The organism is Telluria sp. ZT3P39 (assembly GCF_059685935.1).
On record NZ_JCASIH010000004.1, the window covers coordinates 250,761 to 274,457 of the forward strand.

Consider the following 23,697-nt stretch of genomic DNA (forward strand, 5'->3'; position numbering starts at 1 on the left):
CCATGTTCTCCGCGACCATGATCGCCGCCTGGGTTGGCGGCCTGCTGCTCTCGCTCTGCCTTGCGGCCTGGCTCACGCCGCGCGCCTGGTGGCGCCGGCCCAATGCGCGCGCGCTCGCCGTGCTGGTGTGCGGCACGGCGCTGTTCGGGGCGCTGCTGCATGGGATGTTCGGGCCGGCCGCGACCGTGCACGCGGCCGCGCCGCCGGCCAGGCCGGCTGCACTGGAGACCCCGGTCGCCGGTGAACGCTACCGCGTGCGCGACGACCTGAACCTGCGGGCCGCGGCCGGCGTCAACGCGCCGCGGCTGGGGATCGTCCCGGCGGGCGCGCAGGTGACGGCGACCGGCCAGTTCGAGGGCGACTGGTGGCGGGTTACTGCCCAGGTCGAGGGAAGACGGCAGGAAGGCTGGGCCAGCAGCCTGTGGCTGCGCCGGCGCCAGGAAGGCTCAGTCTTCTAGGGAGTCGAGGCGCATCGGGTTGAAATACAGGCCCTTGGCGCACTGGGTCGGGCCGACCCGCACGAAGCCGAAGCGTTCATAGACCGGCACCGCGAAATTCGAGGAGTTGACGGTGAAGCTGCCGTCGCCGCCGGCGGCCAGCGCCGCATCGCGCCCGGCGTCCCACAGGGCGCGCGCCACCCCGCGCCGGTGCCAGCGCTTGCCCACGAACAGGTGGAACAGGTGGCTGCGGTCGCGCACGGCCACGAAACCGGCCAGCTCGCCATCGATGACCGCCACATGGTAGACGTGGCCGCGCGAGAGAAAACCGCGCACGCCCATCTCGTCGTTCTCCGCGAGGAAGGTGGATGCCCCTTCGGGCGTCGACTGGTGCACGATGAATTCGCGCGCGAGCTCGCGCAGCAACGCAGCCACGGCCGGAATGTCCGTGACCGCCAGTGGTCGGATCAGCATGGCCGTCAATACAAGATGTTTTGGGAACGCCACAATATCATATTAAAGACTTTCCTCAAGGCAATTTTATTGACCTCCAGCACGGAACCCTTCTACACTGTGCTGACCATGTCCAACCCCAGCAACAGCGCCGCGCTGTCTCCTCCCACCACCCGCCGCAAAGTCGCCCTGACCCGGCCGCTGCGGCACCGGCGTTACCGCAATATCTGGCTGGCCAACATGGTATCGAACCTCGGCACCTGGATCCAGACCTTCGCCTCGGCCTGGCTGGTGGCCTCGATGTCGCAATCCGCCTCGATCACCTCGATGGTGCAGACGGCGACCTATGTGCCGATCTTCCTGTTCGCCCTGCTCGCCGGCGTGGTGGCAGACGGCGTGCACCGTCCCAAGTTCCTGTTCTTCTGCAATCTCTACATGGCCTTGTGCGCCACCGCCATGGCCGTGCTGGTGACGACCGGGCTGGTGTCGAGCCGCGCGGTGCTGGCGATTACCTTTTGCGTCGGCATCGGCACCGCCTTCGTCTGGCCGGCCTGGCAGGCGGCGATGTCGGGCCTGGTGGAGCCGGACGAAGTGGAAGCGGCGGCCACCCTCAACAATTTGTCCTACAACCTGTCGGCCATCATCGGCCCGGCGCTCGGCGGCCTGCTGTTCGGCTGGATCGGCGCCAGCGCCCTGTTCCTGGCCAATGCGCTCTCGTTTGCCGGCCTGCTCGGGGTCTACTGGTCGTGGTGGCAGGAGCGCACGCCCCAGGCCAGCGTACGCGAGAGTTTCACGCAGCGCTTCCGGCTCGGCATGTGCACCGCCTTCGGCTGCGCGCGCTACCGGCGCATCCTGCGCAACGTCTGCTCGGTGTTTTTCGCCACCATCGCCTTCGCCAGCCTGCTGCCGGTATTCGTGCGCGACGTGCTGCACCGGGAGTCCAGCACCTATGGCCTCCTGATGGGCTGCCTGGGCGGCGGCGCGGTCATCGCGGCCTTCTTCCTGCCGCAGGTACGCGCCCGGGTCGACAAGACCGGCGTGCTGGTCGGCGCGCTGCTGGTGTATGGCCTGATGCTGGTGACGATGGCCAGCACCCGTTCGCTGTCCCTCCTGGCGCCCTTGATCGTGTGCGGCGGCATGGCATGGTCGGCCACGGTCTCGACCCTGAATGCTGCGGCCCAGCTGTCCTTCCCGGCAGAGGTGCGGGCCCGCACCCTGTCGATCTATCTGTTCGTCATGTCCGGCGGCTATGTCGTGGGCAGCGTGTTCTGGGGACAGGTCGCGGATCGCTGGGGCGTGCCGGCGGCCCTGGGCGCGGCCGGCGCCTGCGTGCTGGCCAATGCGCTCATCCTGGCCACGGGAAACCGGAAAAACCCCATCTGATCGGCGCTTTGCCCGATCTTGTTCAGGTGTAAAGTGGCAGGATAGCCACGATTTTCATCCGAACCATGCAGCCTGCCTTGCTTGACCTCCTGTCCGCCTTCCAGTTCGCGCCGCGCTACGACGTCGCCGTCGCCAGCCGGCGCGGCAGCGGCACAAACCAGCGCGCCGAAAACCAGGACAATTTCGTGGTCATCGACTTTGCCGGCAGCGCCTGGCATCTGCTCGGGCAGGCGCCGCGCCGCACGCAACTGGCCGGCTGGCCCGCGGGCCACGGCCGGGTTGCGGTGCTGGACGGGATGGGCGGGCACGGCCATGGGCGCGAGGCGGCCGAAGCGGTGGCGGCCGGCCTGCTGGCGCTGCCGCCCTGCCGCACCACGGACGAGCTGTCGAGCCAGCTCGACCTGCTGCACGCCAGGCTGCAGCGCCAGTTCGCGGGCGAGCCCGGCGCCCGGCCCGGCACCACCTTGACCCTGCTGGAGCTGCCGGCCGGCGGCCAGCCGCTGCTCTACCACGTGGGCGACTCGCGCCTGTACGAGATCAGCCTTGAAGGCGCCCTGCCCTTGACCGTCGACCACGTGCCGGCCACCGCCGCGGCGATGAGCGGGCGCATCGGCGAACACGCCTGGCGGCAGCAGGTCCACGGCGCGCATTCGCCGCAGATCGCCCAGGCTTTCATTCTCGGCAACACCTTCAGCCACCCGTCCCGGCTGTCCGACCCCCTGGTCGAACTGACGCCGCCGATGCTGCCATCCTGGCTGCGCCAGCTGCCGGACCGGCGGGTGCTGAGCCTGCGTCCTGATTGCGCCTACCTGCTGGCGACCGACGGTTTCTGGTCCTGCGCCGCGCCCGACCGGTTCGTCGGCCGCTGGCCGGCACTGCTGGCGGACGCCCCGACTGCCGCCGCGATGGTCACGCGCCTGTTCAATGCGCTCGACGAGACGCCGCCCACCGGGCTGCAGCCCGATAACCTGACGGCGCTGGTCGTGCGTGCACTGGCTCCCCTTCTGGATGAGACGGCCTTGCCGCTTGATGCCGGGACTTAAAGAATTCCCGATAGAAAATAATGTTACTTATCAATGATTGCGGCGCGCCGCCGGCTTCCAAAAGCGCATAAACTTGCGCATGCGCTCGCCAACCTGTCGAAAGCCCGTTCCGGACCATGAACCGCTGCCGTAATCCCGACCATCCGCACTGCACCGTCTGGGTCATGCCCGGCGAGGGCGTGTGCGCGCACGGGCATGCGCAGCCGGTGAGTGAGCCTGCCGCCATGGCGCCGCCGCCTCCCATGGTGGCCGGCGCCGGTCTGCCCTCGAGTTTCGATGCGATCAGCGCCCTGCGCGCCGGCCGCGGCCCGGTCGCGGCAACCGTGTTCGCGCCGCAGCCGCCGTCGCGGGTCCAGCTGCAGCGCCCGCAACTGCACATCAGCGGCTTCGACCCGCGCGCCGCCGGCGGACGCCAGGCCATCAAGCTCGAGCTGCGCGGCATGCCGATGGATTGCGCGCCGGAAGTGCGCATGCTGGTGCATACCGCCCTGCGCCTGCGCGACGCCGAACACCATGTCTTCCAGCGCACCTCGCGCGGCGACTGGCGCCCGGTCTTCCTCGAATTTTCCTCGCGCGGACTGGAGCACGGCCAGTACCGGGTCGAGATCGAACTGCACAGCCGCCACCCGCAGCGCCTGGACGCCGGGCGCACCTGGACCTGCAGCCCGGTGATCCTGGTGCCGCGCCAGGACGCCAGCCTGGGCGAGATCCACCAGGCTTTCCTGGCCACCTGCAAGAATGTGCGCGTGACGGCCGACGACGCCGGCATCGCCCGGGTGCAGGCGCCGGGCGGCGGCCGGGTCGACATCGACGTCACCGCCCGCAACGCCTCGATCGCGCAGGTCAACCTGGGCGAAGACACCGGCAAGATCGACCTCGGCTTTTCCACCATCGCCTGGGATGAAGACCTGATCGAGATCGACGTCCCAAGCGAGGCGCAAGACCACCCCTGCCCTGGCAGCGCCGCCTGCCTGGTGCACGCCGAGCCCGATGCGGCGGCGCCGCGCCACCTGCGCCTGTTCGCGCTGGACGAATGCGTGCTGGGACGCCTCGAAGAATCCGGGGCGCAAGCCGACCTGCTGCTGGCGCATCACGGCGAGCATGGCATGGAGCGCGGCGGCCTGACGCGGCGCCTGTCCGGTCGCCATGCGGTGATCCGCCAGGGCCGCCACGGTTTCGAGATCGAAGACGTCTCGCGCTACGGCCTGCTGCTCGACGGCGTGTGGCCCGGCAAGCACGCGCCGGTGCTGCTGCGCCTGGGCATGCGCATCGGGCTCACGGCCAGCATCCGCGGCGTGGCCGAACTCGAAGTCACCGCCCTGCTGCCGCACGGGGTCATCCTGCACCGCGTGGATGCGGGCGCGGGCGCCGAAGCCTTTTACATCCTGGCGCCGGACACCGATCCGGTCAAGACGGCCATTGCCACGCAGCCGCGCGCCGCCGCGCTGCCGCTGCTATTCCACCGCGACGGCGGCTTCTGGCACCGCGACCCGCTGTCGGGACAGGACACGCCGCTGGCGCCGGGCACGGCCCTCGACCGCCTGCGCGGCGTTGGGCAACAGCGCCGCTTCGCAGCGCAGCCGTATCCGGAAGCGCGCGATCTCAAGGTGCGCAGCAGCGAGCGCCGCCGCACCCTGCCTGCCTGGCTGGACGCCTGAATCGGTCCGGGGCGCTTCAACCGCCTGGCGGACGCAGTATCAGGAAGACCAGCGAGGCGCCCGCTATCAATGCCGCCTGCAGGGCAAACACGATGAACGGTATCTGGAGGTGTTCTGGAATTTTCATGGCGCATCCTTTCGCGCGTGACATAAAAACCCGGGATGGGATCACCAGCTTACTCCTTTCGCGCACGCCGTGCGCGCGTCAACCTTGCCCGTGCCGCCATGCCGCCGGCCAGGCCGGCAGAGGGATACGCTCGTCGTCGCCCGGCACCGGCGTGAAGCCGCCCGCCTCCCAGTCGCGCGCGGCCTGCACGATGCGCTCGCGGCTGGACGAGACAAAATTCCAGAAGATGTAGCGGCGGCCATCCAGCGGCGCGCCCCCCACCAGCACGAAGCGGGCGCCGGCGCTGGACGACACCCGCACCGGCAAGCCGGGCTCGAGCATCGCCATCGTATTGGCGGGGATCGCTTCGCCGTCGACCTCGATCGCGCCGATCGGTGCGTACACGGCGCTTTCTTCGGGCAGGCCGCCCAGCTCGATCGAGGCGCCCGGCGCCAGCTGGACGTCGAGGTAGAGGGTCTGGCTGAAGGTCGGTACCGGCGAGGTTTTACCGAAGGCCGTGCCGACCAGCACGCGCACGGTGGCGCCTTCGAATTCGACTTCGGGGATCTGGTCGGCCGGCGTATGCGAGAACGCGGCCGGCGCTTCTTCGTGCTCGCGCGGCAGCGCCGCCCACAGTTGCAGGCCGTGGGTGCGGCGCAGCTTCTGCAGCAGGTCGTCGGGCGTGCGCTCGGAGTGGACGATGCCGCTGCCGCCGGTCATCCAGTTGATCGCGCCGGGCTCGATGCGCTGCTCGGTGCCCAGGCTGTCGCGGTGCATGATGGCGCCCTCGAACAGATAGGTGACGGTGGCCAGGCCGATGTGCGGGTGCGGGCGCACGTCGTGGCGCGCGCCCGGCTGGGCTTCCACCGGCCCCATGTGGTCGAAAAACAGGAAGGGCCCGACCGACTGGCGCGCGGCCGCCGGCAGGATGCGCCTGACCGTGAAGCCGCCGCCGAGATCCTTGTCATGCGATGTGAGCAGGTGCGCTATGGCCATGGCGGGTCTCCCGAAGGTGAATGGTCTTGTTACTCTACCATCCTTCAGGCCAGCTCGCGCACCACCCGGAAGCCCACGATGTCGGTCGCGAGAGAGCTGGAAAAGGCGTTGCGCAGCGCCGAGCGCAGGTAGCGCGGGTTGTACAGCCAGGAACCGCCGCGCAGAATCCGGCGGCCCGGGTCGCCGCCGCTCTCCCAGGCGCTGCCGTCGAGCGGCGCGCCTTCGTAGTTGGCGTGCAGAGCGTCCTGCACCCATTCCCAGACATTGCCGTGCATGTCGTACAGCCCCCAGGGATTGGGCGGGAACAGGCCGGCCGGGGTGGTGCCGCGGCGGTAGGCGCCGATCGGCCCGCCGTTGTAGCTGAAGCGGCCATCGTAGTTGGCCAGCTCCGGGCTGATCGTGTCGCCGAAGCTGAAGGCGGTCTTGGTGCCGGCGCGGCAGGCGTATTCCCATTCCGCTTCGCTCGGCAGCCGGTAGGCCATGCCGGTGGCCTTGCCGAGCCAGTCCAAGTAGGCAATCGCGTCGTCCCAGCTCACTCCGATCACCGGGTGGGCGTCGGTCTGCGCAAAGCCAGGGGCATCCCAATGCACCTCGCCCTTCGGCTGCCAATGCGTGGCCTGGACGAACACGCGCCACTCGGCCACCGTCACCGGATAGCGGCCCATGGCGAAGGGACGCTCGATGCCGACCCAGCGCTGCGGTGTTTCGCGCTCCAGCCACTTCTCCTGCGCGCCCGCCTCCATCGCAATTTTGCGCTCGTGCTCGTGGGAGCCCATCTGGAAGCGGCCGGTCGGAATCAGGACCAGCGCCGGGCCGAACCCGGCGCCGTCGAGGAAGGGATCGCGCAGCACGCCTTCGCCATCGGGCACCGGGTGGTCGAACGCCGGCGTCAGGCGGGCCAGGTCGTCGGCCGTGCGCGCCGCCTGCAAATCGCGCACCCGCTGTTGCTCGGCCAGATAGATTGCCGCGGCGCGCGCCTGCGTGAGCTTGTGCTGCGCCGCCTCCTGCGCCAGCCGGGTCCTGGCGGCTTCTTCGTCGCGCCTGGCCAGCAGCTGCCGGCGCAGCGCTTCCTTGCGCGCGGCCCGTGCCGCCTCCTCGGCGGCGCGTTCGGCGCGCTGCTGCTCACGGCGCTGGCGGTCGATCTCCGCACGCGCCGCCAGTTTCGCCTGCTCCTCGAACTGGCGCCGCATGGCCAGTTCGCGTTCGCGCTTTTCAAGCTCCGCGCGCGCGGCCGCTTCCCGCACCGCGATCTCTTCAAGCGTCGGGCCCACGGCGCCGCGCAATGCCTCCAGCAAGGCGCGCACGCTGGGCGGACGCGCGGCCGGATCGCGGGCCAGGCCGCGGCGCAGCACCTCCCACCGGTGCGGAGCGAGGGCGACGGGGGCCACGCCTGGATCGCGCGGCAGCGCGCCGTCGAGCATCTGGTAGACCATCATCGAAACCGCGTACACGTCCAGCGCGGGCGCCGGCTGGCCCGGCTTTCCCGCTTCCGGCGCGCGGTAGCCGGCGGTGCCCGAGGTCCCAGGCGCGTCCGGCGGCAAGGCCACGCCGCCGCCCGCACGGGCGCGCGCCGCGATGCCGAAGTCGAGCAGCTTCACCTCGCCGCGTTTGGTGACGAAGACGTTGCCCGGCTTGATGTCGCGGTGGACCAGCCCATGCTTGTCCCAGGCGTAGTCGAGGGCGGCCGCCACCGGTTCCAGCAAGGCCAGCACGCGCTCCAGGGGCAACCGCCCTTCGCGCGCCAGCAGGCCGTCAAGGTCTTCGCCTTCGAGGCATTCCATGATGATGAAATAGCTGGACGTCGCCGGGTCCTGCGCCCATTCATAGACGCGCACGATGTGCTCGTGCGCCAGGCGCCGCGCGCGGGTGGCTTCCTGGATCAGGAGCTTGGCGTGGCTGGCCGATTGCGTCAGCTGGGGCGGCAGGATCTTGAGCGCCACCTGGGCGCTGTGGCCCAGCTCCGCGTGGGTGGCCAGGTCGGTGGCCTGCCATACCTGGCCCATGCCGCCCTGGGCGATCAGGCACTCCAGCCGGTAGCGCCGGTTCTGCGGACCCAGTTCCTGGCCGGCCATCAGGCCGATCTCGGTGCCGGGGCGGAAGGACTGTGCCTCTTCGTACGGCACCGCCGGCGCCTCGTCCGCCATCGGAGCCGGCGCGTAGACCGCATCGAGGATGGCGTTCTTGCGCTGGTCGAACTCCTGCCGGCTGAGCAGCCCGTCCTCGTGCAGTGCACGCAGTTCGCGGATCTTGTCGATGGCTGTCTGCATCGCTTCCGTCAGCTTGCGACCGGCGCGCCGCAGGACGCGCAGAAGCGGTCGCCCTCGCGCGCCGGATGGCCGTGGGCGCACTGGCGCACGGCCTGCACGATCCCCGCGCCGAAACGCGCTTGCGTGGCCAGCAGCTCGACCTGGTGGCGGCGGTCCTTGTCCACTTCGGTTTCACGGCGCGCCTGTTCCTGCCGTACCTGCTCGAGCGCTTCGGCCGGCGTCAGGCGCCCGGCGCCAACCACGCCGGCCAATGCCGCCAGCTGGCCGGCGTCCATGGTCGCATGCACGCGGGTCTTCATGAAATCGTTCAGCGCCTGGGCATTCGGCGCGGCTGCCAGCGCCAGCCTGGCGGTATCGTCCATCGCGGCAAACGCATCCATGCGGCGCAGCTCGCGCTGCGACTGGGCGTCGCCCTCCTGCAATTGCAGCGCGTGGCGGCGTTCCTCGGCTTCGAGCTGGACCGCCTGCTGTTCGCGCGCCTGGCGCGCATCGAGCTCGATCGTGCGCTGCAGCTTGTCCTGCTGCAGCGCGGTGCGGGTGGCGTCGACCTGCTGGCGCGCCTGCTCGTCTTCCCATTCCTGCAGCCGTTCGGCTTCGCGCCGCCGGGCGGCGTTGGCGAGGAGCAGGATCTGGTGGCGGGCGACATGTTCTTCTTCGTCGATCGCGCGCGCACGCCGGGCCGCATCTTCTTCGCCGGCGCGCAGGCGCACGAGTTCGGCCTGCCTGCGCGTGGCGTCCTCGATCAGGACGGCTTGCTCGATCTTGTTGCGGATCTGCTGCTGCAGCAAGGCTTGCGAGAAGCGCTGGCGCGCGACCTGGCGGGCCTGCTGGGCTTCCTGCTGCGCCACGTCGAGTTCGGAACGCATGCGCACCTGGGCCAGCGCGCGCAGGTGGCGCCACTCCTGGGCTTCATCCAGCCTTGCCGCGCTTTTCTTGCCCAGCTCGTGCTCGAGTTCGGCCAGCACCTCGCCGGCGCCGCGCTCGAGCGCCTGCTTGCGCGACCCGGCGTCGAGGATGCGCGCGTACAGTTCGATCTGGCGCGACCGCACGGCATGGGCGCGCCCGGCCCCGGCAAGCGACAGCTCGGCGCGCGCGATGGCGTCATCCTGGCGCAGCTCGGCCTCGCGCTGGCGCACGCGCGCCTGCTGCTCGCTGCGGCGCAGGCGCTGCCATTCCTCGGCGTCGTACAAATCGTCCAGGTGCTTGCGGTGCTCGACCTGCACGTGGCGCTCGTCGGCCGCCAGCCACAGGCTGCCGACCCTGGCGCGGTTGGCGTCGTATTTGTCGTGGCGCAGTTCGACGGTATCGACCTTCACCACCGCCAGGCCGTATTCGAGCAACAGCAGTTTGAGGCCGCCCTGCAGGCGCTCATCCAGCTGCTCGCGGAGTTCCCGGTTGCCCGCCATCTCGCGGATCGAGCGGGCGCCGACGAATTCCTCGGCCAGCTGGCGCACCGGCGCGGCCAACAGCTCGGCCAGTTCGCGGCCGCCGATGGTGCCGGGCATGGTCATGAAATGACGGGCGAAGGCCGGCACGTTCTCGATGCGCAGGCTGACCGTCAAGCGGGCGCTGACGGCCAGCTGTTCGGAGGTAGGAACGTCGTCGAAGCGGAATTCGACGGGCAGCGCGCCGGTGCGGGTGACCAGGATTTCGGCGTGCTGGTCGCGCAGCAGGTGGTTCAGGCGGGTGAAAAAGCCTTCGATCTCGTATTCGCCATGCGGCACTTCGGTGGTCTTGTCGCCCTGCAGGATGAAGGCGCGGGCGGTGGCCGGCACGCGCAGGGTCTTGACGAACACGCCGGAGAGTTCGCGCACGCCGAAGAAGACGGCCAGTTCGTCGGGTCCGGCCACCCAGCGGTTCTCGCGCAGCACCGGCGCATTACGCGGGGCGCCGAGGATCATGCCGCAGCCGGCGCAATAGCGCGCATCGCTCCCCTGCTTTTTCTCGCAGCGCGGGCAGCTGGCGCCTTTCACTCCGAACATCTGGAACATATCCGACTCCATTTCATTACATGCAACAAGCTGCTTCAATCGATTTTAACAGGGGCAAGGGCGATTCAAATGATGCCGATCCGCTCTACGCACGCAAGACTGGCCCCGCGCTCGCGCAAGCTGTCCCTCCAGCCGGGCGGCAGGTCCGGCTCCCAGCTGCGCGGCACCAGGATGCGGTCGCCCGGCGCCGCTTCGCGCAGCAGCAGCGCGCATTTCGGCGCCAGGCCATCGACGGTCTCGACCCGGCCCGCGTGCCAGCTGGCCGACTGTCCCGTGGCCAGCACCCGGCCGCGCGGCAAAAAGTCGCGGCCGCGCGCCATGCGGTCGGCCATGACCAGCGCCAGCTCGAAGGAACCACCCTGGAAGCGCGCTTCGCCAAAGCGCACCGTGGTGCGCCACTGGCCCATGCCGCGCCCGTCGTAATGGCGCGCCCCCGCCAGCACGGTGCGCACCCTGGCCTGCAGGGCCGCGTCCACGCCAGGGGCCGCAATGCTCGTTTCCTCGTCCCCGGCGTGGGCCGCGGGCCGCACGCTCACCTCGACCCAGCACAGGGTGTCGCCGCTGCCGCCGCTATGCAGCGGGAACCAGGCGCGCGCCGTCGAGATCGCGGCGGCCGGGTCGGGATGGCCGCTCAGGGCGCCCAGATGCGGCAAGCCGTCGCCGCCCGCCAGCACGCCAACGGGTACCTCGCGCAAGCCGTGGCCCTCGATGCGGCCCAGATGCCAGGCGTCGGACCAGCCGTTCGCCACCACCGGCCTTTGCGGCGTCCATACGCCGCGCACGATGCGGTCGGCCAGCACGGCGGCCAGTTCCCAGTCGCGGTTCTCCGGCGCCGGGGCGCGGTCGAGGCTCAGCACCACCTGGTCGCGGCTGTCGAAGCGCGGCTCCGTATGGCGCGCCAGGCGCACCACCTGCTGCATGCGCTGGGCCAGGTCCGGCGCATCGGGCACGCTGCACTTGACTTCGGCGCGGCCACCGCGCGGGCGCACCGTGGCGGTGATGGTCAGGAGCGAGCCGTCGGGCGCGATGCTGCGGCAAGTCACGCTCGGCGCGTTCATGCGGCCTCCTCGCGCAGTGCGCGGCGCGCCGCGCAATCGCATTCAAGATTGGCGACGATCCGGTCGGCCTCGTCCAGCAGCAAGGCGACCCTCGCGCCCTCGCAATGCTGCATCCGCGCCAGCAAGGCCCAGGCCTCATCCAGGGCGCCGGCTGCGCGCCGGCTGGCACGCGCACGGCGCAACTGTTCGCCGGCCGCCAGCGGCTCGTTGGGCGCGGCCAGCGCCAATGCCGGCATGGTGCCCACCGACAGGCTGGCCAGGTCGAGCCGGCGCAGCAGGTCCTGGTGGCGGCGGAAGGTCGCGCAATCCGGCGGGAACACCGCCAGACGCAAACCGCACATGACGCCGGGCAGTTCCAGGAACAAACGGCGCAGCGACCTCGCATCTTCCGCGGCCGCGTCGAAGGCTTCCGGCGGCGGCGGCGCCGCCATGACTGGCGCGCCCTGCAGCGCCAGGCGCGCACCCAGGAGGGCCGCCAGGTCGCGCGCGGCGCCCAGGTCGACCGGCACGCAATCGTCCACCATCACGCCGTAGCGGGTATAGAGCAACTGGTTGAAACCGGTGCGGAAAACATTCCACTCTTCGAAGCTGGTGCAGGGCGGCAGGTCGAGGTTGCCCTGCGCCAGCTCGCGCTGCAATGCGGCCTGCAGATCCGCCACGAAACCATCGAGCGCCACCTGCGGCCCGCCTTCGCTGGCCAGGAACAGGTCGAAACGCTGCCGGGCCTCGCGCGGATCGGCGCCGTCGATGGCAAAGCGCACGCGCAGGCCGATTTCGGGGGCCGCCGCAAACGGCGTCAGCTCGCAATCATAGGGCCCGGGATGGACGCACCAGGCGGTTTCGCCGTCCAGGATGCCTACGCGCGCACCTTCGCCCAGGCGCCGGGTATGGCCTTCCCGATTGGCCAGCACCGCGAAGCAGCCCTCCGGCACCGTGCTTGCCTTGGCCAGCGGCAGCGCGATGAAGGCCGCGCCCAGGCCGGTCAGGTCGGGGGACGGCTGGCGGAACGGCCGTGTGAACAGGTTCAGCATCTCAGTTCCCGGCCGGCTCCACGCAAAAGCGCGCGCCGTGCTGCTGGAAATGCCGCGCCGGGGCCTGCGCGAAGGGCCACGGGCCTTCGCATTCGCCGTCGCTGTCGAGCTGCCCCTGCAGCACCACTGCGCCGGCGCCGTCGCGCACCCTCAGGGGCTGGCCGCCACGCAGCAGCGCTGCAGCCAGGTGCGATTGCGGGTCGAGCTGCAGGATCACGCGGTCGTGCACGAAGTGCAGGCGCCAGGCGCCGTCGTCGGTGACCAGGGTGTCGAGCGCGGCGCCGCCGTCGGCTGCGCGCAGCATGCCGGGGCTGCCGCGCCAGGCTGGGGGTGCAGCGAGAGCACGGCGCCCATCGGCCAATACCTGCAGCCGCCGTGTGGTGAGCGGCGAGGCCTGCAGCGCCGCGCGTTCGCCCGCGGTCAAGGGCCGGCTGCCGTCGAGCGCCCCCAGGAGCACCGCGTCGGCCAGCACCAGCCGGTCGCCCTCCACCCTGGCCCCGGCCAGCAGTCGTGCCTGCAGCTTGCGGTCCAGTCCCGTCATGTCCATCATGTCTCCTCCTTCATGCCTGCCGCCGCGCCAAGGCGGGCAATGGCGGCGTCGCGCCGTTTGCGCAAGGTCGGCAGCGAAACGCCGTCGAGCAGCGCGAGCTGCTGCATTGTCGGCAATTCGCCCGTTTGCGGATCGAGCCATTCGGCCGGATAGCTGTCGTCGAACAGCCCGAGCAGTTTGGCGTAGACCGCCAGCCGCACCGGCAGCGAGTCGTCCGCCATCGTGCGCATTGCCCAGCTGCCTGCTTCCTGCGCCGCCGCTGCCATTTCAAGATAGCGGGGGGGCAGTGAAACGCGTTGCGCCAGGCAGGCATCGAGCAGCATCGGCGGTTCGGACGCGGCTTCAGGCAGCTCGCCGTCAGGCGCGGCCAGATCGAATTCATCCTGGCGCGCTTCCAGGACCTGGTCCGGTCCCGGCGTGCCGGCCGCTTCCGATTCGCCCAATACCCGCCAGTAGTCGTCGAGCCAGGCCGTGGCCTCGTTCGCGTCCTGCAGCCAGTCGCGGTCCCCGTTGGCCGAGAGGGTTTCGTACTCGCCGATCTCGCGCAGCATGGCGCCGATCTTGTCCGGGTTCGTTTTCAGGCTCGCGAAACGCTTGGAGCGAGTGTGCAGCGGACCCGCAGCCCCCGTAAACGCTTCCAGCGTTTCGCTCCAGCGCATGATCCACTCCGGGCGGCAGCCGCTGACCGAACGCAGCTGGCGCGCCTCGATCGGTTCCGCGTCGAGCGAGCGCCCGAGAATGACGCCGACCTGGTCGCGGTGCCCGCGCCAGGCCGCGAACAGGCGCGCCACCTCGCCGTAGGCGGTGTCGAGCATGCGGTAGGCGTACATGCGGTTCGGGCTGCAGGCACGCCCGCAGGCGGCCTGGTAGTTGTCGCTGTCGACCTTGTCGCGCAGGACGGCGTACAGGTCGTTGAATTTCTTGCGCAGCAGCGCCTCGCCGCCGGGCGCGGTCCAGAACGCATCGACGCGCGCATGCTCGGTCGCTACCGCCGCGCACAGCGCTGCCCAGTCGGCGGGACGCGCCTGCAGTTCGTAGACCAGGGTGAGCGCCAGTTCGCGGGCGGTGTCGCCGTAGCTGTTGCCGGGCACGGCGCCGCGGCTGCCGCTCCTGCCCAGCAGGCCGGCAACGGCATCGACATACTCCGCCAGGGCGTCATCGATGCCCGGCCCGGTCAGCCGAGCAGGATCGAGCCGGGCGAACGCGGCCAGCGAGCATTGTCCCAGCAATTTGCGGACCTGCTCCCAACCGTGTTCCTGGTACCGGGTTCCCGGCAAACGCATGCTTTCCTCATCCTCGGTGGCGACCCGCAAAAGGGCGGATTGTCAACAGATGATGCCATACAAACACATCTTCGAGGCGCGCAGGAGAAGGCTAATCCGGCTTCTGTTCGGGCGACCGGGCCTGCATGGAACGCAGCAGCGCGGCGACGATGGGAGCCGCATGGGCGCCGCCCGTCAGGCGCGATTCGCTGACAAAGGCCGCAAAGGCCAGTCGCCGGGTCTGGCCGGGAAGCGTGCCGGGCTCGATCCAGCCCATGAACCAGACCGTCGCCATGCCGTCCTCGCCGGTGGGCGCGGTGCCGGTCTTGCCGAACAGGCCGGGGCGCAGGCGGTCGAATTCGCCGGCGCGGAAGGCGCCGGCCGCCGTGCCGGCGTCGACCACGCCCTTCATGCCGGCCCGGATGCGGTCGAGGCGCACGCCCAGTTCCGCTCCGGGCTGGGCGATGGCCTCGCGCCCGTCGAGTTCCAGCAACAGGCGCGGCGCCACCAGCCGGCCCTGCCCGACCGCCGCGGCCACCAGCGCCATCTGCAGCGGGGTCGCCTGCATGCGCAGGCCGATGGCCATCTGGCGCACTTCGTGGCGGGTCTGGATCGGATCGAGCATCGCGGCGCTGCCCTGCAGGGCATCCCAGCCGGACCAGCGGAAGCTTGCCGGCAGCAGGCCGCCGTCGAGCCGCAGCGGCGTGCCGAACCCCAGCTTGCGCGCCATGCCGGCCACCGGACGCACGGCGTCGAGCGCACCCGGCTCGATCTCGCGCACCCCGGGCGCCCCACCCTGCGCCTGGCCGCCGAGGCTGCGGTCGCCCAGTTCGGCGGTCCAGGCGAACCAGGTATTGACGCTGTGGGTCATGGCTTGCGCCAGCCCCAGGCGCCCTTCGCTCGCCCGGGCTCCGGCCAGCTGCTCGCGGAAATTCGTGATGCGCGCGCCCCCGTCGACCGGGTAGCTCGGCGCGCCGGTGCGGAAACCGTAGCCTTGCACCTGGGCCTGGCGGTCGATGTCGGGGAGCAGCATGCCCGCCAGCAGGCGCTCCAGCCGCTTGTCGCGGCGCGCTGCGTCTTCCAGCCCCAGCGCGCTGACCACCTTGAAGGTCGAGCCGGGCGCGCGGTGTGCGCCGCCGTCGTGCTGGAACGCCGGCAGGCGCAAAGGGCTGCGCGCCGGGTCGGCGCGGTCGAAATCGCGCACTTCGGGCCAGCGCGCGGCCGCGACGCTGCCGGCCCCAAGGCCGGCCGCCGCCAGCACGTCGCCATTGCCCGCATCGAGCAACACCAGCCCGCCCTGGCGTCCGGCCGGGACACCACCCCCGCCGGCACACTGCCTGCCATCCCATTTCCCCTGGCGCATGCCGATGCAGTCGAGCGCCGCCTGGCTTGCCGCCTGCAGGCGCAGGTCGAGCGTGAGGCGGGCTGCGTGCGCCGGCCCGGGAATGCGCGCCAGCATGCCCGCCACGCTGGACGCGTGATCGCGGTGCACGCCCAGCAGCGTGCCCAGCCCCGCCGCCTGCGCGGCCGTACTGGCCAGGCCGTCGCTCCATACCGTATCGCCATGCCGGTCGGCCAGCCGCACTTCGGCCATCGCCGCGTGCGCTGCCACTTCGCCAACCGGCAGCGCATGCCAGCTTAGTTTCCCGCCGTCGACCCGCAGGTGACGGTAGGCAGCGTCGGCATTGCCGGAGAGTGCGCCCAGGTCGAGCGGCTCCACTTCCAGCACGATGCGCCGCGCACCCGGCTGCGGCGCCAGGCGCAGGTGCTGTACCGCGCCGCGGTCCGGGCAGGCGCGTCCATCGCATTCGCCGCGGATGCTGGCCGTGGCGCCGGCAATCTTGCGCACCCGCCCGGCCAGCAGCAGCTCGACCGGGCCGGCAGCGTCCAGGGCCAGCACGGCCGCGCCCTTGGCGCCGCCATCGTCCCAGGCCGCCACCCGCCGCCATGGCGCCCAGCCTTCCGGCAGGCGCGCGAACAGCCGCATGGCGGCCACCGGCAGCGTATCGAGCTGGGCGACCGGCGTGCCGGCGACGCTGGCCTGCCATTGTGCGGTGTTGCCGGGGCGGACCCGCCAGGCCAGCAGGCGGCGCTCGCTGTTGAATACCCGAACCTGCTCGCGCACGAAGGCGCCGTCGGCGCGGTAGTACAAACGGTCGAGCAGTTTGCGTCCTGCCTCGCTCAGGCGCACGCCCTCCCAGCCCGGCAGCGGAGCGCGCCCCTCCGGCTCCGCGGCCTGCCATGCGCCGAGGTCGCGCGGCGCCATCTCGGCCAGACCGCCCGGCCCCAGGCGGATGAGTCCCTGCTCCTGCAGGCGTTCGAACAGCCGCGCATCTTCCAGCCCGCGCGGCGCGGCCGCCGGCACCCGGTACTCGCCGGGCGCCAGACGCAGTGCCGGCAAGGCCGTGCCCACCCCGAAGGCCTGCACCAGGGCGGCCCCGCCGGCGCCGGGCGCGTAGCGCTGCACGAGCAGCTCGCCCGCCTGCGCGCAAGTGCGGCTTGGACGGCGCGTGAAGCGCAGGGCGCCCTCCTTCCAGACCAGCCAGCCGGCCTGGCCCAGCCGGCCCTCGCCGTTTGCGCCGCGCAGCACCCGGCCATTGCCGGCGTCGCTGATCCATGCGGCCTTGCCCGCGCCCCCGTGCCAGCCCAGGCCCAGGGCGCCGCGCGCATCGCCGCGCAATTCGACGCGCGGCATGGTCGAGCCGGGCGCGGCGACCAGGGCGTTGCGGGCCGACACCCCCGAGGCCGCGCTGAAGGGATAGCCGATCCGCAGCGGCAGCAGGGCCGGGCGCCGCGGGTCGGCCAGTTGGGTGCAGAGATCGATCCGCACCGGCGCCTGCGCCTGCATGCCGGACGCCACCACGAGGGCCGCGCCGCCGTGCTGGCTGAGGGCGATCCCGGGTTCGCCCGGCACCCGGATGGTGACGCCCCCTAATAGTGGCTGGAGCCCGGCCAGCGCCGAGGCCCCTTCGGGCGCGGCGCCGCCGGCAGCGGCGGACAACGAGCGCGCCGCCTGCGCCAGCACGACGCCGCCCAGCAGCACGGCCAGGCCGGCGAGCAGCAGCCACAGGTTGAGCTTCACGCGCCGCCCCGCCGCCGGGCGCGTGCCCGCACGCAGGTTGCGCGCGCGGCGCCAGGCGGTGCGGGTGGTGGCGATCTGTCCGGCTAGTTGGCTGAAAGTGGCTGTCATCGAGGCTCGGCTGGCTGGCGCAGCCCTGGATGAGCCGCATCGACCAGGCCTAGCGGGGGGATGCTGAAAACCATCCATTGCACGCATGGCGTGCGCACGTTCGCGTGGGCTTTTCGACAGCTTGTTCCGCGTTTTCCGCGTCTCGTCGCAATCGGCTCGCGGCGCGTGCGGCCCTGGCCTACATTGCACACATCGACAAGCCGTCGACAACCAGCTCCAGGGAGAAATACCATGAACGTCATGAAGCATATGGAAGCCGTCTTCGTCACCGCGATCTGCCTCGCCGTCTCCGGCAGCTACCTGCTGGAGAGCATCCCGGAAGCGCAGGCCCGCAACTACAGCCTTGATACCGCCCTGGTTGCCAGCGGCGACAAGGTGGCCGTGGTCACCGTGACCGCCAAACGCCTCACTGACGAAGAAAAACAGGCTGCAGGGAGCCGTGGATGAGTGCCGCAGGCCGCCCGGCTGTCGCGCAAGGGCGACAGCCGGCGGCTCGCAGCACAGCCATTTGTATCAGCGCCCCCAGCAATTCCCACCCCCATCTGTTTCAGATGTAAGCATCCGCTTCAAGCCTCCATTTCCCGCACCGCCGGCGATATAGTGGGTCATCCATTTTGGATCTGGAGACCGACATGAAACGCACTCTGACCCTTGCAGCCCTGATCGCCATTGGCGCCGCCTTCGCGCCGCTGCCGGCCCTGGCGCAATCCGACTTCCAACTGTATATCGGCTCGGCCCCGCCGGAACCGATGTACGAGCGCATTCCCGTCGCACGCCATGGCCACGTCTGGGCTCCCGGCTACTGGGAGTGGCGCGGCCACCGTCACCACTGGGTGCCGGGCCATTACATCGTCGCCCGTCCAGGCTATGTGTATGCACCGCCGGCCTGGCGCGAGCGCCAGGGCCGCTGGCACATGGAACCGGGCCGCTGGAGTCAGCACGGCGGCCGTGACCGCGACCGCGACGGCGTGCCCGACCGCTTCGAGCGCCGCGACTACCAGCCGGTGTATGCCGGCGGCTACCGTGACGGCCGCGACGGTTACCGTGACGGCCGCGATGGCTACCGTGACGGCCGCGATGGCTACCGCGACGGCCGCCGCCACGACCGCAACGGCTACCGCGATACCGACCGTGACGGCGTCCCGAACCGCTACGACCGCGATCTCGACAACGACGGCATCCGCAACGAGTACGACCGTGATCGCGACGGCGACGGCGTGCGTAACCGCTGGGACGACCGTCCGAACAATCCGTACCGCCGTTAATCCGCTCTAGCGGGTCCGGAATGGAAAAGGCGCCCTCGGGCGCCTTTTTGTTATGCTCCTGCCCATGACCGACCGTGACGCCGACTTCGCCAGCCTTCTTGCCGCCGCCTTCAAGGGAGAACTCGCCGCCAGCCGCAAGCTTGCCGAACGCACTGGCGTACCCCAGGCCGAAGCCCTGCGCACGACCCTGAGCCTGCGCGCCGGCACCGCGGGCCTTGAGCATTTGTTAAGTACCCGTGCGGCAGCGCGCGAGCATGGCGAGATGCAGGCCGCGGTCCGGCGTGCCCGCGCCGCCGCTTCCGCGGCCCGCCGCCAGGCGCCCGCCTCAGCGCCAGACTGGCGCGCCTGGTTCGACGGTTCCGCCCACCCGAATCCCGGCCGCTGCACCATCGGCGCGGTTCTCGAAGGCCCCGGCGGCGTGCTGTCCGAATTGTCGCGCGCTTGCGGCTATGGCAACAGCAGCGAAGCCGAATACCTGGCCCTGATCGCGCTGCTCGAAGCGGCCGTGGCGCATGGCGCGGGTCCGCTCGCGATCCACGGCGACAGCCAGGTGGTGATCGACGACATCAATAGCCCCGACTGCGCCGGCGCCCCCAGTCTGGCGGCCTACCGCGCACAAGCACGCGCGCTGCTCGCACGCCTGCCTGGCGCCACTCTGCGCTGGATCCCGCGCCACAAGAACACCCGCGCCGACGCGCTGTCGCAGCGCGCCGTCCTTTCCCTCCTTGACGAAGAACCGCATGAACCAAGCGCCGAACACGCCTCCTGAACCCGATACCGACCTCGCCAGCTGGCGCCCGCGCCTGGCCGCGCTTGCCGCGGGCGGCAGCGGGGGCGACGGCGCCCATGACGCCAACCACCTGGAACGCGTCTGGCGCAATGCCCAGGCCCTGCTCGAGCAGCATCCGGAGGCCGACGCGCTCGTCGTGATGGCGGCCTGCTACCTGCACGACCTGGTCAACGTGCCGAAGGACGACCTGGCGCGCGACCAGGCCTCGCGCCGCTCGGCCAAGCTGGCGCGCCACCAGCTGGCATGGCTGAACTTCCCGCCCGAGAAGCTGGACGCGGTGGCGCACGCGATCGAGACGCACAGCTTTTCCGCCAACATCCCGGCCGAATCGCTGGAAGCGAAGATCGTGCAGGATGCCGACCGGCTCGACGCCCTCGGCGCCGTGGGCCTGGCGCGCATGTTCTATACCGCCGGGCGCATGGGAAGCGGCCTGGCCCATCCGGACGACCCGCTGGCGACCAGCCGCGCGCTGGACGACCGCGCCTATTCGCTCGACCATATCGCGGCCAAGCTGGCCACCCTGCCCGGCAAGATGCAGACCGAGGCGGGCCGCGCGCTGGGCCTGGCCCGCCTGGCACTGCTGGAATCCTTCCGCACCGAATTTGCCGCCGAATGGGGTGAAGCAAAAGATTCCTGAATGCATAGTGCAGTGCTAAGATTGGCGCTTGACCCCAACCCGAGGCCAGCATGACCAGCACCAGCGCGCTTCAGACGTCCAGCACCGGCAAGCTCAATTTCGTCCTGGTCTGCATCTTCATCGACATGCTCGGCATCGGGCTGATCGTCCCCGTCATGCCGCTGCTGGTCGGGCAGTTCGTGACGGCCAAGGAAGACCACGCGTTGTGGTTCGGGGGGCTGGCGGCGACCTTCGGCGTGCTGCAATTCCTGTTCATGCCGGCCCTGGGCGCGCTCAGCGACCGCGTCGGACGCCGCCCAGTGCTGCTGTATTCGATGGGCGGCATGTGCCTGAACTTCCTGGTCACGGCCTGGGCGCCCAGTCTGGCATGGCTGTTCGTCGGCCGCATCATCGGCGGCATGTCTTCGGCCAGCATGTCGGTGGCCGCGGCCTATGCCTCGGACATCTCGACCAAGGAAAACCGCGCCAAGAGCTTCGGCAAGATCGGCGCCGCCTTCGGCCTGGGCTTCATCTGCGGCCCCATGCTCGGCGGCCTGCTCGGCAACAACGACCTGCACCTGCCCTTCTACGTGGCAGCGCTGCTGAGCGGGGCCAACCTGGTCTACGGTTACTTCATGGTGCCCGAATCGCTGGCGCCGGGCGAGCGCGCGCCCTTCGCCTGGGCGCGCCTGAACCCGCTCGCAGCCCTGCTGCGCCTGGTGCGGCGCCAGGACATCCGCGGCCTGGTCGTCGTCGTCACCCTAATCACCTTCGGCCAGATGATGCTGCAGTCGACCTGGGTGCTCTACACCACCTTCCGCTTCGGCTGGACCCCGCGCGACAACGGTCTGGCCATGTTCTGCGTGGGCCTGGTCTCGGCGGTGGTGCAGGCCGGCCTGCTTGCGGTGCTGATCCGGCGCTTCGGCGAAGTGCGCCTGTCGCTGCTGGGGATCGCCTCGGGCGCGCTCGCCTTCGTGGGGTATGGCCTGGCTACGCAAGGCTGGATGATGTACGCGATCATCCTGTGCAATGTGCTGGCCTTCGCCGCCGGGCCGGCGCTGCAGGCCATCATCTCGAAGACCACCCCGGCCAACCAGCAGGGTGAGCTCATGGGGTCCTTGCAATCGATCAGCAGCCTGGGCGTGATCATCACGCCGCTGGTCGGCACTGCGATCCTGGCCGGCGTCAGCCACCTGCCACCCGGCGACTGGCGCATCGGCAGCCACTTCCTGCTGTGCGCGGCGATGCAGGCGGTGGCGATCTTCGTGGCCTGGCATTACTTCCGCAAGCACCACGTCCACGCCGGGCCGCAAGAAAGCCCACAGGAAGAAGAAGCGCCGGCCGGCCGCAACACCGCCTGAGGCCTCAGAACTTCATTTCCAGCGTGGTGCGCAGCTTGACGCCGCCCGGATAGGCCCAGCTGCGTTTTTCCAGGCCGCGCACCGGGTCCGCATATGACACCTCGAAGCCGCCGTCCTCGCCGAGCAGGTTGGAGAAGGCCACCCGCCACTTCAGCTTCGGATTGAAGGTCCACAGCACGTAGGCATCCAGGTCGGTGCGGGCATAGTTGTAGAAGCCGCGGTTCACCGCCACCCGGATCGGCCCGCCGCGCCGGTGCGCGACGCTCGCCCCCAGCGCCATTGCGCCCGACTTGTAATCGGCGCCCGCATTGGCCGTGAGCGGGGTCTGCTGCTCCATCCGGTTGTTCGGGCCCGGCACCGATTCGACCCGCGACCAGTTGCGGCTCACGCTGGCGCGCACGTCGATGGCCGGCGCATTCGCCAACAGGGACTTGAGCGGGAACCTGGTCTCGACTTCCAGGGTGCGCAGCATCGCGCGGTCATCGTTGACCGGCGTGAAAATCCAGCGCAGGCCGTCGAAATAGATGCGGTTGCTCGTATAGTCGTCGATGCGCTTGACCGAGCCGCTCACCGACACCATCGCGCCCTCGGCCCAGTAATGTTCGTAGCCGGCGTCGATGCCCCAGGCCATCTCCGGCTTCAGGTCCGGGTTGCCGACGAAATCGGCCTCGGTGGCGCTGTTGTTTTCCCAGGCCGAGCGGCGCGGCACGAGGCTGTACAGGTCCGGCGCCTTGTAGGTGCGGCTCAGGGCCAGGCGCAGCTGGTCGCCGCTTTTCTTCCCATCCTTGTCCGCGAACTTGTACAAGGCCTGGAGGATCGGGCTCAGGACTCCGGAGTCGATCCGGGTCGGCTCGAAGCCACTGCCGGAGACGCGGGTGCGCCCTCCCTCCCAGCGGCTGCCGAGGTAGACCGACCACTGCGGATCGAGGGTCCATTCGTCCTGTACGTAGAGCGCGGCGCGGACGGCCCTGGCGCGGAAATGCTCGTCCAGCGGCGTACCCAGGGGCTGCCCGGGCGCCAGCAGGCGCAGGCGGTCGCGTTCGACGCGCACGTCCGAACTCGCGTTCACGCCGATGTCCCAGCCGAGCGACAGCGCATGGCCGCCTTCCAAGGTGCGCGTGGCCTTGCCGGTCGAATTCGCGCCACGGGTATGGGTATCGAGCAGGGTCGAGCCGTCCGATTCCGGCAAGCCGGCGCCGTCCCGTCCCAGGCGGCGCACGAACATCTTGCGCGAGGACCACTCCAGGCCCAGCTTCGCATCGAGCTTGGCGCCGGTGGGCAGCTCCCTCGCCCAGCGCAGGTCGGACTTGGCCATGCGGTCGTCGAATTCCCCGAAGATCCGCAGGTCCGGGGTCTGCGGCGGCGGGCCGACCAGGGTCGTCACCCGCGGTTCCGGATTATTGCGGAAGCTGCTGCTGTTCAAGACCGTTTCCCAGGCCAGCTTGTCGCCGTTGTCCAGGGTCCAGTTCAGGGTGGGGCCGAGGTTCAGGCGGTTCATGTGGCCACGTTCCTGGGCGAAGGTGGTGCGGCGCATGTCCACCACCCCGCCAGGGCCGATGTTCTCTTCGAAGCCGCTCCATTCGCGGTCGAGGGCGTCGTGGTTGCCGCTGGCGGTGAGCGACCACGACGAGGTGTCGCCGCGCTCGGCCAGCTGGCTGCTGAAGGTCGGCCCGCGGAAGTCGTTGGATAACAGGTAGCCCAGCTTGGCCTCGCGCTCGCGCTTCCTGATCGTCTTGCGCAGCACGATGTTGATGGTGCCGGCCACCGCCGCGGTCGAGAACTCGGCGCTGGCCACGCGCAGCACTTCGATGCGTTCGATGGTCTCGGGAGACAGGTTGTCGAGAGTGAAGCCGGCGGGCGTGCGCTCGCCGTTGACCAGGATCTGGGTATAGCCCGCGCCCAGGCCGCGCATCCGCACCTGGGTGCTGCGACCGGCGCCGATGGTGACCGTCACCCCGGGAATGCGCTTGAACACGTCCAGCACGCTGGTGTCGCCATAACGCGCGATCTCCTCGCGATTGAGCACGATGCGCGAGGCGGTGTCGTCGCGGCGCGGGTCATAGGTCTCGCTGCTGCCCTTGACTTCCACTTGCGGCACCGGAGCGCTGCCTGGCGCCTCCTGGGCGAATGCCGGGGCATATAGCCCGGCGATGATGAGGGCGAGGCAACGGGGGCGCAACAAGGTCATTTACCAGTCTCCGGAAATAGTTATTCGGCTTATGCGAATGACTATATGCTAG

The 23,697-nt window shown here is 70.3% G+C and carries 19 protein-coding genes; 9 read left to right on the forward strand and 10 right to left on the reverse strand.

Features of this window, described 5'->3' with window-relative positions; translation table 11 throughout:
• Window positions 1-2: 2 nt before the first annotated feature.
• Entirely contained in the window at window positions 3-458 is a 456-nt protein-coding gene (locus AC56LR_RS06775; protein WP_497128863.1) for an SH3 domain-containing protein, read from the forward strand.
• Here the strand turns inward: AC56LR_RS06775 and AC56LR_RS06780 are convergent.
• Window positions 447-911 (reverse strand): GNAT family N-acetyltransferase, encoded by a 465-nt coding sequence (locus AC56LR_RS06780; RefSeq protein ID WP_497128865.1) that lies wholly within the window; start codon window positions 909-911, stop codon window positions 447-449. The two genes, AC56LR_RS06775 and AC56LR_RS06780, sit on opposite strands and share 12 nt — an antisense overlap.
• A 108-nt stretch (window positions 912-1,019) precedes the next feature.
• Here AC56LR_RS06780 and AC56LR_RS06785 point away from each other — a divergent pair, with 108 nt between their 5' ends.
• The 3 genes from AC56LR_RS06785 to AC56LR_RS06795 all read left to right on the forward strand — a co-directional run bounded on the left by AC56LR_RS06785 (window position 1,020) and on the right by AC56LR_RS06795 (window position 4,974).
• The gene (locus AC56LR_RS06785; RefSeq protein WP_497128867.1) at window positions 1,020-2,273 is read left to right on the forward strand and encodes an MFS transporter; all 1,254 of its coding nucleotides are present in this window, start codon (window positions 1,020-1,022) and stop codon (window positions 2,271-2,273) included.
• 77 nt (window positions 2,274-2,350) lie between these two features.
• Entirely contained in the window at window positions 2,351-3,316 is a 966-nt protein-coding gene (locus tag AC56LR_RS06790; RefSeq protein WP_497128868.1) for a PP2C family protein-serine/threonine phosphatase, read from the forward strand.
• A gap of 116 nt (window positions 3,317-3,432) precedes the next feature.
• On the forward strand, window positions 3,433-4,974 hold the full coding sequence (locus tag AC56LR_RS06795; RefSeq protein WP_497128870.1) for an FHA domain-containing protein: 1,542 nt from the start codon (window positions 3,433-3,435) through the stop codon (window positions 4,972-4,974).
• A 205-nt stretch (window positions 4,975-5,179) separates the two neighbouring features.
• On the opposite strand, the gene AC56LR_RS06800 is transcribed toward AC56LR_RS06795, so the two are convergent.
• The 8 genes from AC56LR_RS06800 to AC56LR_RS06835 form a co-directional block, all read right to left on the reverse strand.
• On the reverse strand, window positions 5,180-6,076 hold the full coding sequence (locus AC56LR_RS06800; protein ID WP_497128872.1) for a pirin family protein: 897 nt from the start codon (window positions 6,074-6,076) through the stop codon (window positions 5,180-5,182).
• A gap of 44 nt (window positions 6,077-6,120) precedes the next feature.
• Window positions 6,121-8,343, reverse strand: a complete 2,223-nt coding sequence (locus AC56LR_RS06805; RefSeq protein ID WP_497128874.1) for an SUMF1/EgtB/PvdO family nonheme iron enzyme — start codon at window positions 8,341-8,343, stop codon at window positions 6,121-6,123.
• An 8-nt stretch (window positions 8,344-8,351) separates the two neighbouring features.
• Window positions 8,352-10,334 (reverse strand): hypothetical protein, encoded by a 1,983-nt coding sequence (locus AC56LR_RS06810; protein WP_497128876.1) that lies wholly within the window; start codon window positions 10,332-10,334, stop codon window positions 8,352-8,354.
• A gap of 65 nt (window positions 10,335-10,399) precedes the next feature.
• Complete coding sequence (locus tag AC56LR_RS06815; protein WP_497128878.1) at window positions 10,400-11,392, reverse strand: hypothetical protein; 993 nt, start codon at window positions 11,390-11,392, stop codon at window positions 10,400-10,402.
• A complete protein-coding gene (locus AC56LR_RS06820; RefSeq protein WP_497128880.1) occupies window positions 11,389-12,423 on the reverse strand; it encodes a hypothetical protein in 1,035 nt (344 codons plus the stop codon). Before AC56LR_RS06820 ends, AC56LR_RS06815 begins: the two co-directional genes overlap by 4 nt.
• Window position 12,424: 1 nt before the next feature.
• Window positions 12,425-12,973 (reverse strand): hypothetical protein, encoded by a 549-nt coding sequence (locus tag AC56LR_RS06825; protein WP_497128882.1) that lies wholly within the window; start codon window positions 12,971-12,973, stop codon window positions 12,425-12,427.
• Window positions 12,970-14,256 carry a hypothetical protein gene (locus AC56LR_RS06830; RefSeq protein ID WP_497128884.1) on the reverse strand — a complete coding sequence of 429 codons (1,287 nt, stop codon included), beginning with the start codon at window positions 14,254-14,256 and terminating at the stop codon, window positions 12,970-12,972. Before AC56LR_RS06830 ends, AC56LR_RS06825 begins: the two co-directional genes overlap by 4 nt.
• Before the next feature lie 91 nt (window positions 14,257-14,347).
• Complete coding sequence (locus AC56LR_RS06835) at window positions 14,348-17,425, reverse strand: penicillin-binding transpeptidase domain-containing protein (RefSeq protein WP_497128886.1); 3,078 nt, start codon at window positions 17,423-17,425, stop codon at window positions 14,348-14,350.
• Between the two features lie 231 nt (window positions 17,426-17,656).
• On the opposite strand from AC56LR_RS06835, the gene AC56LR_RS06840 reads away from it, so the two are divergent.
• From AC56LR_RS06840 to AC56LR_RS06860, 5 genes are all read left to right on the forward strand, one after another.
• Entirely contained in the window at window positions 17,657-17,872 is a 216-nt protein-coding gene (locus AC56LR_RS06840; protein ID WP_497128888.1) for a hypothetical protein, read from the forward strand.
• Between the two features lie 185 nt (window positions 17,873-18,057).
• Window positions 18,058-18,690: a YXWGXW repeat-containing protein gene (locus AC56LR_RS06845; RefSeq protein ID WP_497128890.1), complete on the forward strand. Its 633-nt coding sequence runs from the start codon at window positions 18,058-18,060 to the stop codon at window positions 18,688-18,690.
• Between the two features lie 64 nt (window positions 18,691-18,754).
• Window positions 18,755-19,459, forward strand: a complete 705-nt coding sequence (locus AC56LR_RS06850; RefSeq protein ID WP_497128892.1) for a ribonuclease HI family protein — start codon at window positions 18,755-18,757, stop codon at window positions 19,457-19,459.
• Complete coding sequence (locus AC56LR_RS06855) at window positions 19,431-20,117, forward strand: HD domain-containing protein (RefSeq protein WP_497128894.1); 687 nt, start codon at window positions 19,431-19,433, stop codon at window positions 20,115-20,117. The genes AC56LR_RS06850 and AC56LR_RS06855 overlap by 29 nt, the downstream gene beginning before the upstream one ends.
• A 50-nt stretch (window positions 20,118-20,167) precedes the next feature.
• A complete protein-coding gene (locus AC56LR_RS06860; RefSeq protein ID WP_497128896.1) occupies window positions 20,168-21,457 on the forward strand; it encodes a TCR/Tet family MFS transporter in 1,290 nt (429 codons plus the stop codon).
• 4 nt (window positions 21,458-21,461) lie between these two features.
• Here AC56LR_RS06860 and AC56LR_RS06865 read toward each other — a convergent pair whose 3' ends face one another.
• Complete coding sequence (locus AC56LR_RS06865) at window positions 21,462-23,645, reverse strand: TonB-dependent receptor plug domain-containing protein (RefSeq protein WP_497128898.1); 2,184 nt, start codon at window positions 23,643-23,645, stop codon at window positions 21,462-21,464.
• Between the last annotated feature and the right edge of the window lie 52 nt (window positions 23,646-23,697).

Excerpts from the sequence above, each read along its gene's own strand:
- AC56LR_RS06855 (WP_497128894.1), top strand. The coding sequence starts at position 19,431 with ATGAACCAAGCGCCGAACACGCCTCCTGAACCCGATACCGACCTCGCC.
- AC56LR_RS06810 (WP_497128876.1), bottom strand. The coding sequence starts at position 10,334 with ATGTTCCAGATGTTCGGAGTGAAAGGCGCCAGCTGCCCGCGCTGCGAG.
- AC56LR_RS06860 (WP_497128896.1), top strand. The coding sequence starts at position 20,168 with ATGACCAGCACCAGCGCGCTTCAGACGTCCAGCACCGGCAAGCTCAAT.
- AC56LR_RS06830 (WP_497128884.1), bottom strand. The coding sequence starts at position 14,256 with ATGCGTTTGCCGGGAACCCGGTACCAGGAACACGGTTGGGAGCAGGTC.
- AC56LR_RS06820 (WP_497128880.1), bottom strand. The coding sequence starts at position 12,423 with ATGCTGAACCTGTTCACACGGCCGTTCCGCCAGCCGTCCCCCGACCTG.
- AC56LR_RS06865 (WP_497128898.1), bottom strand. The coding sequence starts at position 23,645 with ATGACCTTGTTGCGCCCCCGTTGCCTCGCCCTCATCATCGCCGGGCTA.
- AC56LR_RS06840 (WP_497128888.1), top strand. The coding sequence starts at position 17,657 with ATGAACGTCATGAAGCATATGGAAGCCGTCTTCGTCACCGCGATCTGC.
- AC56LR_RS06805 (WP_497128874.1), bottom strand. The coding sequence starts at position 8,343 with ATGCAGACAGCCATCGACAAGATCCGCGAACTGCGTGCACTGCACGAG.
- AC56LR_RS06795 (WP_497128870.1), top strand. The coding sequence starts at position 3,433 with ATGAACCGCTGCCGTAATCCCGACCATCCGCACTGCACCGTCTGGGTC.
- AC56LR_RS06835 (WP_497128886.1), bottom strand. The coding sequence starts at position 17,425 with ATGACAGCCACTTTCAGCCAACTAGCCGGACAGATCGCCACCACCCGC.
- AC56LR_RS06825 (WP_497128882.1), bottom strand. The coding sequence starts at position 12,973 with ATGATGGACATGACGGGACTGGACCGCAAGCTGCAGGCACGACTGCTG.
- AC56LR_RS06845 (WP_497128890.1), top strand. The coding sequence starts at position 18,058 with ATGAAACGCACTCTGACCCTTGCAGCCCTGATCGCCATTGGCGCCGCC.
- AC56LR_RS06775 (WP_497128863.1), top strand. The coding sequence starts at position 3 with ATGTTCTCCGCGACCATGATCGCCGCCTGGGTTGGCGGCCTGCTGCTC.
- AC56LR_RS06780 (WP_497128865.1), bottom strand. The coding sequence starts at position 911 with ATGCTGATCCGACCACTGGCGGTCACGGACATTCCGGCCGTGGCTGCG.
- AC56LR_RS06785 (WP_497128867.1), top strand. The coding sequence starts at position 1,020 with ATGTCCAACCCCAGCAACAGCGCCGCGCTGTCTCCTCCCACCACCCGC.
- AC56LR_RS06800 (WP_497128872.1), bottom strand. The coding sequence starts at position 6,076 with ATGGCCATAGCGCACCTGCTCACATCGCATGACAAGGATCTCGGCGGC.
- AC56LR_RS06815 (WP_497128878.1), bottom strand. The coding sequence starts at position 11,392 with ATGAACGCGCCGAGCGTGACTTGCCGCAGCATCGCGCCCGACGGCTCG.
- AC56LR_RS06850 (WP_497128892.1), top strand. The coding sequence starts at position 18,755 with ATGACCGACCGTGACGCCGACTTCGCCAGCCTTCTTGCCGCCGCCTTC.